The organism is Pseudomonas sp. FW305-3-2-15-C-LB1 (assembly GCF_058787615.1).
Window position 1 is genome coordinate 105,200 of the sequence record NZ_JBYSZX010000017.1, and the last position, 14,149, is coordinate 119,348.

Consider the following 14,149-nt stretch of genomic DNA (forward strand, 5'->3'; position numbering starts at 1 on the left):
GTTGTTGGTTAGTCAGGGTCCCACTACAGAATCCTAGACCGGCCACCGCGCTGCAAGGTCCAAAGCGGCGCTAAACCCGTCGAAAAACGTCATTCGCCGGTTTTTTTGGGTGTTTAGCCGGCATTTGTCGGTTTTTTGGCCCGCTTGGGACTGGCCGTCGTCTTGCGTGGCGTGCTCTTGCGTTTCTTTTTCCATGGCGTGGCACCTCGGCCTGCCGGGCTGGCGGGACCGGTGATGGTCATGCGCATGCCATTGCAGCGGGCGACCTGCTTGCTCATCCAGGCCGCCTGTTTGGCGACGAAGTCTTCCAGGCTCATTTCGCCGCTTTGCACCATGTCCAGGGCCTGCTCCCAGATGGCGGTGGTGCCTGGGTCGGCGATGGCCCGGGGCACGGCGTCGATCAGGCTGAATGCCGCGGGTGTAGCTGATAGCGCCTTGCCGTTCTTCACCAGGTAACCACGGTCCAACAGCCCCTGGATGATGCCGGCGCGGGTGGCCTCGGTGCCGATGCCGGTGGTGTCCTTGAGCTTTTGCTTGAGCAGCGGGTCTTCCACCAACTTGGCGACGTTTTTCATCGCCTTGATCAGGTCACCTTCGGTAAAGGGTTTGGGCGGTTGGGTCCACAGGTCCTTGAGGTTGACCTTGGCCACCCCATAATCCTGGCCCTGTACCAATGGCGGCAGGGCTTGCGGAGCCGGCGCTTCACGTCCCTTGGCTGGCGCCAGGGCTTCGGGCAGGGCGCGTTTCCAGCCCGGTTCGATCACTACTTTACCCACTGCACGCAACGTCTGATGCGCACAGTCGAAATCCGCCTGGGTGCGATCGTACTCATGGTTGGGCAGGAACTGCGCCAGGTAGCGTGCGCGGATCAGGGTATACACCGCACGATGCTTGCCGGTGAGTTGTCCCACATCCTTGCCCGCGCCGGTAGGGATGATGCCGTGGTGGGCGCTGACCTTGGCATCGTTCCACGCCCGCGAGCGTCGCTGGGCATCGATATGCGGCATCAGCTCGTTCACTGCGGTATCCGCACGTGCCAACGCAGCCAGGATCCTGGGCGCGTCGGGGTGCTGGCTCATCGGTAGATAGCCGCAGTCACTGCGCGGGTAGGTGATGACTTTATGGGTTTCATACAACGACTGGGCGATATCCAGGGTTTCCTGGGCGCCAAGGCCGAGCTTCCTGGAGCAGATTTCCTGCAGGGTGCCCAGGTCGAAGGGCAGGGGCGCCACTTCACGCATGCGCTCGGTGCGCAGTTTCACCAGCCGGGCGGTGGGGGCGTTGGTCATGGCGTCGGCCGCGTCCCGCGCCAACTGCGGGTTGAGGCAGCGGCCCTGGTCGTCACAGGCGTCCTCGGCCGCGCGCCATTGGGCGGTGAAGGTCATGCCCCCGTGGCGCAGGTCGACATCGATGGCCCAGTAAGCCACTGGCACAAAGTCGGCGATGCTGCGGTCGCGGTCCACCACCAGGCGCAGGGTTGGCGTCTGCACCCGACCTACGGGCAGCACGCCTTGATACCCGGATTGGCGCCCGAGCAAGGTAAACAGGCGGCTCATGTTCATGCCGATCAGCCAGTCGGCGCGGGAGCGGCCCAGGGCCGAGTGATACAGGCTGAACGTCTCGGCGCCCGGCTTGAGCGCCGCCAGGGCCTTGCGGATCGAGGCATCATCCAGCGCGGATAGCCACAAACGCTGGATCGGCCCGCGATAACGGCAATGCTCCACCAGCTCGCGGGCGATCATCTCGCCTTCACGGTCGGCGTCGGTGGCGATCACCAGCTCCTGGGCTTCCCCCAGCAGGCGCTTGACCGCCTTGAACTGGCTGGCGGTCTTGGGCTTGACGCGCATCTTCCATTTTTCCGGGACGATGGGCAGGTCGGCCAGTACCCAGCGCTTGTACTTTTCGTCGTAGGCATCCGGCGGGGCGGTTTCCAGCAGGTGGCCGATGCACCAGGTGACCGTGACCCCATTGCCCAGCCAGCACCCATCGCCACGGCGGCTGGCGCCGAGCACGGCCGCAATGTCCTTGGCCTGGGAGGGTTTTTCACAGAGGTACAGGCGCATGGTCGTCACACAGATCGGGTTGATGCTGTGCAGGATGCTCAGTCAGCGCGCATTGATCAATCATTATCTGTATGGATGTACAGCAATTTATGTGTAGGCGCCTAAAGGCAAATGTGGGAGGGGGCTTGCCCCCTCCCACAGCGGATCTTCTGTGCTCAGGAGATCGGGTCAGTTGTTATCGATATCCACGTGACGGGTCTCTTTAAGGCAGACCATCCCCACGATCAAACTCACCCCGGTCACCACCACCGGGTACCACAGGCCGTAGAAGATATCGCCGGTGTACACCACCAGGGCAAACGATACGGTCGGCAGGAACCCGCCAAACCAGCCGTTACCGATGTGGTAGGGCAGGGACATCGAGGTGTAGCGGATACGCGTCGGGAATAGCTCCACCATCAGCGCTGCCAGCGGGCCGTAGCACATCGCGGCAATCAGGATCAGCGCCACGATCAGCACCACCACCATGGTCTTGTTGACCTGGGCCACGTCCGCCGAAGACGGATAGCCGGCCAGGGTCACCGCGCCACGCAGGGCTTTTTCGTCAAAACCGTCGATACGTACTTCGCCCACGCTCACTTGCACGGGGCTGCCGGCGGGGGCGGCGACGCTGCTGTAGGGCAGGCCTTGCTTGACCAGGAAGGTCTTGACCTTGTCGCACGGGCTGTCAAATTTCGCCTTGCCCACCGGGTCGAACTGGAAGGTGCAGGTGGCCGGGTCGGCCATCACGGTGATCGGCGCCTGGTTGCTGGCCTGGTCCATCGCCGGGTTGGTGTAATGCGCCAGGCTCTTGAAGATCGGGAAATACAGCACGGTGGCCAGCAGCAGGCCGAGCATCAGCACCGGCTTGCGCCCGACCTTGTCCGACAGCCAGCCGAAGAAGATAAAGAACGGTGCACCGATCACCACGCTGATGATCAACAGCATGTTGGCCAGGGCCGGGTCCATCTTCAGGAACTGCGTGAGGAAGAACAGCACGTAGAACTGCGCCGCGTAGAAGGTCACCGCTTGCCCGCCGTTGATGCTGAACAGCGCGATCAGCACCACCTTGAGGTTTTCCCATTTGCCGAAGGACTCACGGATCGGCGCCTTGCTGGCCTTGCCTTCCTCTTTCATTTTCAGGAACGCGGGCGACTCGTGCAGGCTCATGCGGATCCAGGTGGAAATGCCCAGCAGCACGATGGAGAACAGGAACGGAATGCGCCAGCCCCAGACTTCGAACTGGTCACCGGTGAAGTAACGGCAGGCCAGCACCACCAGCAGCGACAGCAGCAGGCCGATGGTCGCCGTGGATTGAATCCAGCTGGTATGGAAGCCGCGCTTGCCGGCCGGTGCGTGCTCGGCCACGTAGGTTGCGGCGCCGCCGTATTCGCCGCCCAGCGCCAGGCCCTGCAGCATGCGCAGTACGATCAGGATGATCGGCGCTGCGATGCCGATGCTGGCGTAGGTTGGCAGCAACCCGACACAGAAGGTCGCCACGCCCATCAGAATGATGGTGACCAAAAAGGTGTACTTGCGCCCGATCATGTCGCCCAACCGTCCAAACACCAGCGCACCGAAGGGCCGCACTACAAAGCCGGCCGCAAAGGCCATCAGGGCAAAGATGAATGCCGTGGTGTCGTTGACCCCGGCGAAGAACTGCTTGCTGATCACCGCCGCCAGGGCGCCGTAGAGGAAAAAGTCATACCACTCGAACACCGTCCCCAGGGACGAGGCGAAGATGACTTTCTTTGAGTCGTTGCTGGTGCTCGCGTCGACCGGCGAGCCCAGGGTTTGAGCATGTTCTGACATCGGGTAGCCCTCACAGTGATTATTTATTGTTGTTCCACTGTCGGCGCCAGGTTCGGCGCCGCTATTCAGATTGCATGAACCAGTTCTTTCTCCGGGGCGAGACTCCTTGTATTCGGCGAAAGGATCAGCTGCGCGGCCTTCTCCGCGATCATCAGCGTGGGTGAGCAGGTATTGCCAGAGGTGATGCGCGGCATGATCGAAGCGTCGGCGATGCGCAAGCCGGGCACGCCGTGCACCCGCAGTTGGGCGTCGACCACTGCGTCTTTATCGTTGCCCATGCGGCAGGTGCCGACCGGGTGGAAGATCGTCGTTCCGATGCGTGCGGCGGCTTCGTGCAATTGCGCTTCGGTCTGCAGCGAATCGCCCGGCAGATACTCCACCGGTTTGAACTGGCTCAGGGCCGGTGCGGCGACGATGCGGCGCGTCAGGCGGATCGCATCGGCGGCCACGCGCAGGTCTTCCGGATGGCTGAGGTAGTTGGGGCGGATCAGCGGTGCGTCCGCCGGGTTGGCCGAGCGGATGTCGATACGGCCCCGGCTCTGCGGACGCAAGTCGCAGACCGAAGCGGTAAACGCCGGGAACCCGTGCAACGGTTCGCCGAAACGCTCCAGGGAAAGCGGTTGCACGTGGTATTCCAGGTTGGCCGAGGTCTGTTCCGGACCCGAGCGCGCAAACGCACCCAGTTGACTGGGCGCCATCGACAGCGGGCCGCTGCGGTCGTAGAGGTAGCGCAGGCCCATGCCCATCTTGCCCCACAGGGTGCCGGCGATCTGGTTGAGGGTGCGGGCGTTTTCCAGTTTGTAGATCAGCCGCAGTTGCAGGTGGTCCTGGAGGTTGCCGCCGACGCCGGGCAGTTCATGCAGTACATTGATGCCCAACGGTTTGAGCACATTCGACGGGCCAATTCCCGAGCGTTGCAGGATGCCCGGCGAACCGACGGAGCCGGCGCATAGCACAATCTCCTGGCGCGCTTTCCAGCTCACTTGTTGGCCCTGTTGACGCCCGACCACTTGGCAGGCACGGCCGTTTTCCAGGAGCACGCGGTCCACTTCCACTTCGGTCAGCACGGTGAGGTTGGGGCGCTGGCGTACCGGCTTGAGAAACGCCTTGGCCGCATTCCAGCGAACGCCAGCCTTCTGGTTGACCTGGAAGTAGCCGCAGCCTTCGTTATCGCCCTGGTTGAAATCGTTGATGTTGGCGATGCCGCTCTGCGCCGCCGCATCGCGGAATGCATCGAGGATCGGCCAGTGCAGACGCTGCTGCTCGACCCGCCATTCACCGCCGTCGCTGTGAAATTCCGAGCCGCCGGCAAAGTGGTTTTCGCTCTGCTTGAACAGCGGCAGCACGTCCTTCCACGCCCAACCTTCATTACCTGCGGCCGCCCAGCCGTCGTAGTCCTGGGCCTGGCCACGCATGTAGATCATGCCGTTGATGGAGGAGCAGCCGCCCAGCACCTTGCCCCGTGGATAACTCAGCGCACGGCCTTGCAGGCCTTCCTGGGCTTCGGTCTTGAAGCACCAGTCGGTGCGTGGGTTGCCGATGCAGAACAGGTAGCCGACGGGGATATGGATCCAGGGGTAATTGTCGCGGCCACCGGCTTCGAGCAGCAGCACGCGGTGGGCGGGGTTGGCGGACAGTCGATTGGCCAGCAGGCAGCCCGCTGGGCCGGCGCCTACGACGATGTAATCGTATTCAGCAGTTGCAATGGGCATCTGAAGGTCTCGCTTGTTTTTCTTATTGGCCCCATCCTAGTTGTTAGTTTTCGTCTTAAAAATGTTAGTTTTTACCCAGCTGCTGTGCGTTTTTAAACAGCGTAGCCCAGGGATAGGCAATGGAGGCGTCATGTTCGACTGGAATGACCTGCGGTACTTTCTCGAGTTGCAGCGCAGCGGTCGCTTGCTCACCGCCGCGCAACGCCTGAAAACCACCCATGCCACTGTGGCCCGGCATATCGAGGCGATCGAGAAAAGTCTCGGCACCGCGCTATTCGTGCAGCATGCCCAGGGCTACGAACTGACCCCCGCCGGCGAGGCCCTGCTAAAACATGCCGAGGCCATGGAAAACGTCGCACTGCTGGCCGAAGACGAGCTGACTCATGCTGCCGCGCCCCTGGGCAAGATCCGCCTGGGTGTGGCCGAAGGCCTGGGCGTGATGTTCCTGGCCAGCCGCATGGGCGGGCTGTTCGAGCGCTACCCCGGGTTGGAAGTGGAGCTGGTGGCGGTGCCGCGCTTTGTCAGCATCCTCAACCGCGAAGCGGAAATCAGCATCCACCTCGAGCGGCCGAGCGTCGATCAACTGGTCACGCGCAAACTTACCGACTACCGCCTGGCCCTCTATGCCAGTCGCGCCTACCTGGCGCGCAACCCGCCGATTGAAAAGCGCGAAGACCTTGCAGCACACGCCTGGATCGATTATGTCGACGACCTGCTGTTCAGCCAGGAACTCAAATTCCTCAGCAGCTTCTGCCGCAACCCCAAGGTGGTGTTCCACAGCACCAGCGTGATCGCCCAGCATCAGGCGGCGCGCTCCGGTTTGGGGATTGCGGTATTACCGTGCTTCATGGCCGCCGGCGACCCGGACCTGGTGCCGTTGCTGCCGGGGGAGGGGATCCAGCGCAGCTACTGGATCAGCTCGCGCCGGGAATTGCACAAGTCAGTGCGGCTGCGGGTGTTGTGGGATTACGTGGTGGAGTTGTGCGCGCGTGAGCAAGGCTTGTTGCTGGGCGAAGCCAACTGAAGAAACCGGATCGATACCGTGGAGTCATTGAACCCCGTCAGGCACGCAACTCAAACTCGGCACTGCCCAGCCTTTCCCCATTCACCCACACATGCACCACATGCCGCCCAGGGTAATGCTTGCGGGTTGTCATGTCGCGAATGTGCTGTTCGCGCCGAATGTGCTGCTGTTCCCCGGCACCCAGGCTGAACGCCTTGAGTTTGAATACCTTGTTTGCACTGTGGCCGGCGCTTTTCACATAGTCGATGGCGTAGTCCACCACCAGCTTCTGTGGGGCTGTGGCGGTGGATTCCAGGGTGAAGGACAGATTGATCCGCTCTCCCAGGTTGATCACCGCCGGCGTCACTTGCAGATGGTGGATCTTCACGTCGGCCCTGGCCCCGGCCCCCATGATCGTCAGCGCACGCGTGTTGCCTTGCTTGATCAGGCTGCGCAGCGCGTGGCGGGCGATCCAGGCGGTGTGAGGGTTATCCAGATTCCAACCTTCGATCAGGCTGAGCACCCACTCCGGGTGGTCCTTGGTGATGTCGTTGAGGTGGTTGGCCACCGACTTGCGCACGTACAGGCTGGTGTCTGCCTTGAGGTTGTCGAGGATCGACGCACACAGTTCGGGGTTGGCCTGTACTTCGGCCAGGCGGAACGACCAGGGCAAGCGCGGCCGCGAACCTTCGCTGGCCAGGCGGCGCACGTGTTCGTTGGTATCCAGCGACCATTCGTGCATCACCGCCAACGTGCGCGGGAAGTCGTGCAGTAGAAAATGGCGGATCGCGAATTCGGCGGAGCCAAACGTCGTGAAGTACTTGAGCGCGGCCATTGAACGCTTGAAATCATCCCGCCCGTAGCTCGCCACGAAGTGCGGCAGGAACAGGCTGACAAACGAACTGTTCAGGCGCGGGGCCAGGGCGTAGAGCAGCTTCAGCGTTTGCGGGTAATCCAGCGGGATCACCGCATGCAGGCTCTCGCTGACCCGCGCCATGCGCTGCATCACCGACAATTCGGCCAGCCCGGCCTTGGCGTGCTTGAGGAACCCCTTGGCGTCGAACGCCGGGTACACCGCCGTCATCTCGCTGGCGATGTGTTGCAGGCGTTCGACGTTGAAGATTTCCTTGAGGGCCGGGGCGCTTTGGTCGGTCATCGATGATTCCGTGAGTGATATTAAAGAAACCAGCGATATTCCCGCGCATGGATCTCTTGCTGGAAGGCCAAGTGATCCTGACGCTTGTTTTCGCAGTACACGTCGACAAATTCGGCGCCCAGCTTATCGCGCAATACCGCGTGATGCTGCATGGCACGCACGGCGTCGAGCATTTCCAGGGGGAAGTCGCTGCCGCTGCTGCGGTCTTCATTCAGCGGGGCGATGGGTTCGCGCCTGGCTTCAAGACCGTGTTCCAGGCCGACCAGGATCGCCGCCAGCACCAGGTACGGGTTGGCGTCGGCACTGGCCAGGCGATGTTCGATACGCAGGTTGCGCGGGTCGGATTCGGGGATGCGCACGCACGCGTCGCGGTCTTCAAAGCCCCAGCTGGCGCGGGTGGCGGCGTTGACCGTACCGCCCAGGCGGCGGAAGGCATTGTGGTTGGGTGAGAAGATCGGCATGCAGTGCGGCAGCAATTCCAGGCAGCCGGCCACGGCATGACGCAGTGGTTGCTGCTGGTGTGCCGCCAGCAAATTGTTACCCGCGCCATCATAGAGGCTGACATGCACGTGCATGCCACTGCCGGGGAATTGCAGGTAGGGCTTGGCCATGAAGCTGGCGCGGTAGCCGTGTTTCAATGCCACGCCACGGGTACTGCGGCAGAACAGGGCGGCCCAGTCGGCAGCGCGCATCCCATCGTCGAGGTGGCCGAAGTTGATTTCGAACTGGCCGGGGCCGATCTCGGCGGTGATCACGGTGATATCGATGCCCTGGTCCTTGGCGGTTTGCGCCATGTCATCCAGTACTTCGCTGAAGCGCGACAGCCGTTCGATATGCAGGTTGGGCTGGTCGTCGGCATCATCGCTCAGCGGGTCGCGGGCAAATTGCGGCAGGCCGTTGTCGAGTTTCTTGTCGAACAGGTAGAACTCCAGTTCAAACGCCACCACCGGGTGAATGCCCTTGTGTTGCAGGCGTTCCAGCACCTTGGCCAGCACTTCGCGCGGTTCGAACTCGATGGGCGCCTCGGTGCCGTCCGAGGTGATCAGCATCTGGCCCAGCGGCTGCGACTCCCAGCTCACCGGCTTGAGCGTGCCCGGCACCAGGCGGCGGTTGGCATCCGGGTCGCCGTCGTTGAAGCAGTAGTCGCCAATCTTGAACAATCCGCCCTGAGCCCCCAGCAACACGGCGTTCTGTGGCAGCTTCAACGGGCTGCCGGCGGCGACTTTTTCCAGCATCTCGATAGGGTAGCGCTTGCCGTAGAAGTGCCCGGGAATGTCCAGGGCGATCAGGTCGACATAACGCACGTCCGGATGGTTCTGGCGAAAGGTCCGTACTTCGGCCAGTAACGTGGAGGCATGACTTTTCACGGGTGTTGCTCCTAGTTGTAAACCCACAACACGCGGGCGGGCAGATCGGTGAGGTTGGCGTAACGGCAGTGAGCGAAGCTGGCCAGGTGAAAGCTGTCGCCAGGACCGAGGGTGACTGAGCCGGCTTCACCTTCCACCCACAACGTCAACTCGCCCTCCAGCACAAACCCGGCTTGTTCGGCGCGGTCGCTCATGGTCTGTTCACCGCTGTTGGCACCGGGGGCCAGCAGGCTGTCGAGCATCGAGAAGGCGCCGTTCATGCTTGGCGAAACGAGGATGTCGGTGATGCCGTTAGCGTAATACACCGTGCGCCGCTCGTTCGGGCGGGTGATCCAGTCCACGGCCTTGGGTCTGGGCTGGCTGTAGAAGTACGTGGTAGGTACCCCGAGGGCGTGGCTGATGGCGGTCAAGTCGGCCACGGTCGGGCGTGACAGGCCGCGCTCGACCTGGGACAGGAAGCCCACCGAACGCTCGATTTTCTGTGCGAGTTGGGCGAGGGTGAGCTCCTTGTGCTTGCGCAGGTCATGGATCAGCGCGGCAAGGGTTGCAAGTTCTTCTTGAGGCGTCATGAAATTAATTTCAAATAATTTCATGAAAAATTACAGGAATTATTTCACGCAGACAAGCCGCTTTGTCTCCATCCACTCGCGGTGCTCAGGGTCGGAAGATGAAAGGTGATACCTGCGCCTGGCCGCTGCGTTGCACACCACCGATCAGCAGCTGCAGGTTGCCTGTGTTGCGTGCCTGGACAAGCATATCGCTCATCGGCGCCTGCTGTTTGCGCAGGTTGGCGGAAGTGGGAACCTCAGGGTTGTATTTGCGCGATGAAAGGACCCGGGCGTCCGTGTTGCGCAGCGTCATCCAATACACGGTCGGTTGGCCGGGTCGACGGAAGACCAGCTCGGTGTTGAACGCAGAGTCGAAGACTTCATAGTGACTGCCCACCAGCAGCTCTTTCATCAGCATCTTGGTGTTGGTGTTGGTAGTGCGTTCCAGCAGGTTGGCCATCAAGGTGGGTCGCAGGCCCTCGGTGTTGAACCGTATCAGTTCGAATTGATTGGAAACGTCCAATGACCATTCGAACGGGCTCAGTCCCCTGGACAACGTAGGCATCAGCGCCAGCGGGTCGCTCGCCAACACCGCGCTTTGCTCAGTCAGTGCCGCATCAACGCCCTTCGTCCAGGCCCTCCAGTCATGCACGTTCTTGATCAAGTGAGCGAAGCCATTCGCGTTCAACCCCAATGGGTTGGCCCGGTCGAACAGGCGCTGGCTCAGTTGCCCCAGCGTGTGCGGGGTGAAAAGAGGGAACATCTGGCTCATATGCCGGGTAAGGGGACGGGGAAAGGGCACTTGGGGGACCACGAGCCAGTTATCCAGTTGAGCGTTGTATTCCACGATTCTGGGTTGTTCCAGGTTGGCATTCGCGAGGACATCTTCGAACTGCGCGAACGTCGAGTGCGGTCGGTTTGTCGGTGTAATGACGGTCTTGGCGCCTTGTACGGCGACGACGGTATCGCCGGGCAGAATCGCGTAGTAATGCTCGCCGATCTTGATGTAGTCCCGTAACGCGTGGCTGGGGGTGGCGTTGCTCCGCCGCCAGATGCCCGGGCGTCCCGGTACGGCGGTCATTGCCTGGTGTTCAAAGGCTTGCCCCCACTCCAGGAAGCGCTCGGCGGCCGGGCGTTGGGTGACCGTGGGCGGCGCGGGCGGCCGGTGCGGGCCGGGCGCGGGGTCGATTGTGCCGGCCGCGTGTGAGCCCGGCAGGTCTGTGCCTCTCAAACGTGCCCAGAAGCGCTCCTGGGAAATGCGCAGGTAGGTGAAGCTTGTATCGAGCTGGTCTGGCGCCAGCCTGAGGTGCAGCACCGTTTGCATTTGATGTTCCAGCACGCGGTTCACGGGAAAATCGAATGACTCGAATACCCGTCGGGCCTGCTGCTGATCCAAATGCGGGAAGAGGTCTATCAAGGCTCTTTCGGGCTGGGTCGGGTAAGAGTTTCCACCGCGCAAGCCCAGGTACGGAGAGCGTATTTCCCACACACCTTGTGCGGTGCGGTAAAGCGGGTCGCCTTTATAAGCGCTGGGCGCCCGCCGTGGGTCCCTCAGCCGCCAGACTTGCGCATCGTTATCCCGGCGGATCGAATACCAACGCTTGTTCTCCAGCAGAAAATGCCGGGGCGCCTCATAGGTGCCCGGCGTCACAGTGTCTTGCACGTAAATCTGCTGACCCGCCCAGCCCGCCAGGGGGGAGATGCCTTCCGGCTTCTTCCTTAATGCCAGCATTGGGTTGATCGCACGGCCGCGACCTATGGCAGTACCTGTGGGCGTGACGCGCGCAGCCCCCATGACGCCATCCAGCACGGCCCCGACCATCTCACCCAAGGCACGCACGACGTACCCAGCGGCGGCCGCACGGTCGCCGAGCTGTGCGGCTTCCACGGCATTGATGATCGACAGCAGACTTCTGGACAGACCGATAGGCAACATCACCTTCACCGGGAAAAACAGGGTCGCGAAGTCCAGGGCCGCGGTGAGGACGGTCGTCGCGCTCTCGAGATTGGCCTCCTGGGTGCTGGTCGACTGTGCATTCGCGTCATTGATCACCGCCGACGCTTCTGCCTGGTAGGCCTCTTCAAGAAAATGATCGGCGATGCGGCTCAAGGCGATCACTGTCTCGTTGGCGCCGCCTTTGAGCAGGCGCTGGATACGCGGGCGTGCGCTGAGTTCTACGCGGGCGGTCAAGTAGTCACGCCACGCCGCATGATTGATGAAGTCGCGGTGCATGGCCGATGCGTCGGCGTACTCGTGAAACAACCGCCCATTGGCGGCACCAGGGGTATACACCACTAGTGACGCGACACTCTGCGTCGCAGTGGAAAACACCAGGACGCCACGAACGCGTTCACCGCGCAGCTTCAGGCGGCTGACCATGATCCGGTGTTCTTCGACGGTAGGGCGCTTGTCGTCATCGACAGGCCCGGCGAGGGCGCTCATCACCCACTTGTAGCCGCGGTCCAGGCGGTCCGGCAGGAAGTCACCGGCGATTTTCGCTTCGATGGCGTCCACCCGCAGTTGCAGGGCCATGCACCGGACGTAACGATCTTGCTCGGCTTGCGCTTCGTCGGAACTGATCAGGCGCTTTTTCAGGAATTGCTCGTAGCTGTTGCCAATGTTGACGCTGCGCACCAGGTCTTTGATTTGCTGCATCGTCAAGGCGGAGTAAGGTTTCTGTTCGGTGTCCGTCAGCCGCGAAAAGTGGGTGAAGTTGAGATCCAGCCATTCGACGTTTTCAAGCGCCAACTCCGTCAGGCTGAGTGCGCGCTGCGTGTAGACCGGCGTGCCTGGCTCAGATGGATGCGGCTTGCCGCCGGGCACATAACTGCCGGTAGGCCGAAGCGCATAGGTTTTGGTGTGGATGATGAGGGTGTCGGGGTCGACCGCCAGGCTGTGGTCGTCGATAAGTCGCTGGCGCAGTTGTTCATTGCTGTAGGACAGCAATACGGAGGGATCACTGAATTGGGACAACGAAGGCAGCCCTTCCGACACGGTCAGGCCTTGTAATTCATCGGTGTAGTCCTTCACCGCATGCGCCCAGGTCTGCTGGTCGTCACGGCTTGCTTCCTTGAGAAACTGCTGGAGTTGGCGCCGCAGTTTCTTGGTGTGCCGGGCTATCAATACCCCACCGACGTCGAATGCGCGGGTGAAATCGGTCACCCTGTCGAGACTTGCCGGCAAGAGCCAGGCATCCAGCGTTGCGGCCTGACGCTGGTAGTGAGCGACCATCCAGGTGAAGTCCGCTTGCGTCCGTTCATGCAGTGAGTCCTGGCTATAGAGGAAGATCGATTCCAGCCGCTCGATGTAGCGAAATTGACCGCTGGCGATCTGTTGTTGATGAAACGCCAGGCCGCTCGCCCGGTCGTTTTCGCCCATCAGGCCCAGAATATCGGTGAACGCTTGGGGGTCGTTGAGTCGACGATGCAATTCGCGATCGAGGCTTGCCAGCGAATCGAAGGCTTCGAAGCCGCTGTTCGGCAGAAACAGCAAGACGCTGCCGACATTGGCCTGGGGTGTGATGTCACGCACCTGCGGTGGCGGCTCCTCAACCGCGCGGTGTACCTGGTCATCGTCCTGGTCACGGGCCGTGAGCACGAATGCGCCATACAGCGGGATATCCCGGGACAATTTGTCCTTGACCGCCAGCCCGTAGGCACAGGGACGATAGCCGTTCAAGGCACGACGGGATGCGGCATCCGGGTAGCCCATGACGCGCAGGAGCAGCAACTCGCTCGCTACATCGAGCACGCCATCAAGCTTCAACAGTTCCGCTTCGGCCCTCATTACGTCCAGGCGTTTCTCGGCCAGCCATTGCTTGCAGGTCTGCGTATCGTGGGGGCCGATGGGGGCGTTCCAGAAGTGCTCCACATAGGTCTTGAAGCCCACGGCCAGGGTGCTGGTGAAGGTGTCGAGAAAACGGTCGAATGCTTGCGGGGTAAGACCCTGTACGGCACCGTCGTCACGGCCGTCGCTGGTCAGGTGGAAATGGGTCGGTTGCCCGGCATAGTGGGCGGACTTTCGGGTTACCAGGCGTTCCACGACCGCATCCAGGAGGGTGGGTAGTAACGGGGTGGATGCGTCCTGCCGTGCGGTGGTGGTCGTGTTTGCTCCATGAGCTGTGGGCACGGGGTCGATCCTGAGGAATGTCTTGGTCAGGTCGAGGGGCGTGGCCAGTGTGTTGAACGATTGATTGAACGCGTCCTGCACAAAGCTGCGGAAGGTGGGTTGTCGTTGGAACTGCTCGTTGATTTGGGCATTCAGCGTCTGGATTTTTTCGGTCAGGCGCGTTTCCCGGCGGCTGTCGCGTGTGTGCAAAGTGGTGAGCATCGGGCTGGATAGGGCGTTGCTGTATCCCATGGCAATTACCTGCAAAGAAAGGTGAGCGGCCATGGTGGTGCTGGCGCGGGCACGCCGTGCGCTACTCAGGTAGGGACTGTCAGATTTTTTGTGTGCGGGCCGGTAACGGCCTGCCGTCAGGCAGGCCCTAATTCTCACCAGGTTGGCCT

8 protein-coding genes are annotated in these 14,149 nt (G+C 61.8%); 1 reads left to right on the forward strand and 7 read right to left on the reverse strand.

Annotated elements, in window-relative coordinates:
• Positions 1 to 113 precede the first annotated feature (113 nt).
• The 3 genes from AC3WP7_RS25390 to AC3WP7_RS25400 all read right to left on the reverse strand — a co-directional run bounded on the left by AC3WP7_RS25390 (position 114) and on the right by AC3WP7_RS25400 (position 5,566).
• Positions 114 to 2,063, reverse strand: coding sequence for a DNA topoisomerase III (locus AC3WP7_RS25390; RefSeq protein ID WP_092249699.1), 1,950 nt, complete (start codon positions 2,061 to 2,063; stop codon positions 114 to 116).
• A 168-nt stretch (positions 2,064 to 2,231) separates the two neighbouring features.
• Positions 2,232 to 3,854, reverse strand: coding sequence for an MFS transporter (locus AC3WP7_RS25395; RefSeq protein WP_092249702.1), 1,623 nt, complete (start codon positions 3,852 to 3,854; stop codon positions 2,232 to 2,234).
• Between the two features lie 65 nt (positions 3,855 to 3,919).
• Positions 3,920 to 5,566 carry a GMC family oxidoreductase gene (locus AC3WP7_RS25400; RefSeq protein WP_093127223.1) on the reverse strand — a complete coding sequence of 549 codons (1,647 nt, stop codon included), beginning with the start codon at positions 5,564 to 5,566 and terminating at the stop codon, positions 3,920 to 3,922.
• A 130-nt stretch (positions 5,567 to 5,696) separates the two neighbouring features.
• Between AC3WP7_RS25400 and AC3WP7_RS25405 the strand changes: the two genes are divergently transcribed.
• The gene (locus tag AC3WP7_RS25405) at positions 5,697 to 6,590 is read left to right on the forward strand and encodes a LysR family transcriptional regulator (protein ID WP_093127226.1); all 894 of its coding nucleotides are present in this window, start codon (positions 5,697 to 5,699) and stop codon (positions 6,588 to 6,590) included.
• A gap of 37 nt (positions 6,591 to 6,627) precedes the next feature.
• On the opposite strand, the gene AC3WP7_RS25410 is transcribed toward AC3WP7_RS25405, so the two are convergent.
• From AC3WP7_RS25410 to AC3WP7_RS25425, 4 genes are all read right to left on the reverse strand, one after another.
• Entirely contained in the window at positions 6,628 to 7,725 is a 1,098-nt protein-coding gene (locus AC3WP7_RS25410; RefSeq protein ID WP_092249711.1) for a DNA alkylation repair protein, read from the reverse strand.
• Positions 7,726 to 7,745: 20 nt separating this feature from the next.
• Positions 7,746 to 9,092 carry a glutamine synthetase family protein gene (locus tag AC3WP7_RS25415; protein WP_092249714.1) on the reverse strand — a complete coding sequence of 449 codons (1,347 nt, stop codon included), beginning with the start codon at positions 9,090 to 9,092 and terminating at the stop codon, positions 7,746 to 7,748.
• 11 nt (positions 9,093 to 9,103) lie between these two features.
• Positions 9,104 to 9,661 (reverse strand): helix-turn-helix domain-containing protein, encoded by a 558-nt coding sequence (locus tag AC3WP7_RS25420; protein ID WP_102592935.1) that lies wholly within the window; start codon positions 9,659 to 9,661, stop codon positions 9,104 to 9,106.
• An 85-nt stretch (positions 9,662 to 9,746) separates the two neighbouring features.
• Positions 9,747 to 14,000 (reverse strand): dermonecrotic toxin domain-containing protein, encoded by a 4,254-nt coding sequence (locus AC3WP7_RS25425; protein ID WP_102592934.1) that lies wholly within the window; start codon positions 13,998 to 14,000, stop codon positions 9,747 to 9,749.
• Positions 14,001 to 14,149: the final 149 nt, after the last annotated feature.

Bases quoted from the DNA above. Each gene is read 5' to 3' on its own strand.
- AC3WP7_RS25390 (WP_092249699.1), bottom strand. From the start codon at position 2,063: ATGCGCCTGTACCTCTGTGAAAAACCCTCCCAGGCCAAGGACATTGCG.
- AC3WP7_RS25395 (WP_092249702.1), bottom strand. From the start codon at position 3,854: ATGTCAGAACATGCTCAAACCCTGGGCTCGCCGGTCGACGCGAGCACC.
- AC3WP7_RS25400 (WP_093127223.1), bottom strand. From the start codon at position 5,566: ATGCCCATTGCAACTGCTGAATACGATTACATCGTCGTAGGCGCCGGC.
- AC3WP7_RS25405 (WP_093127226.1), top strand. From the start codon at position 5,697: ATGTTCGACTGGAATGACCTGCGGTACTTTCTCGAGTTGCAGCGCAGC.
- AC3WP7_RS25410 (WP_092249711.1), bottom strand. From the start codon at position 7,725: ATGACCGACCAAAGCGCCCCGGCCCTCAAGGAAATCTTCAACGTCGAA.
- AC3WP7_RS25420 (WP_102592935.1), bottom strand. From the start codon at position 9,661: ATGACGCCTCAAGAAGAACTTGCAACCCTTGCCGCGCTGATCCATGAC.
- AC3WP7_RS25425 (WP_102592934.1), bottom strand. From the start codon at position 14,000: ATGGGATACAGCAACGCCCTATCCAGCCCGATGCTCACCACTTTGCAC.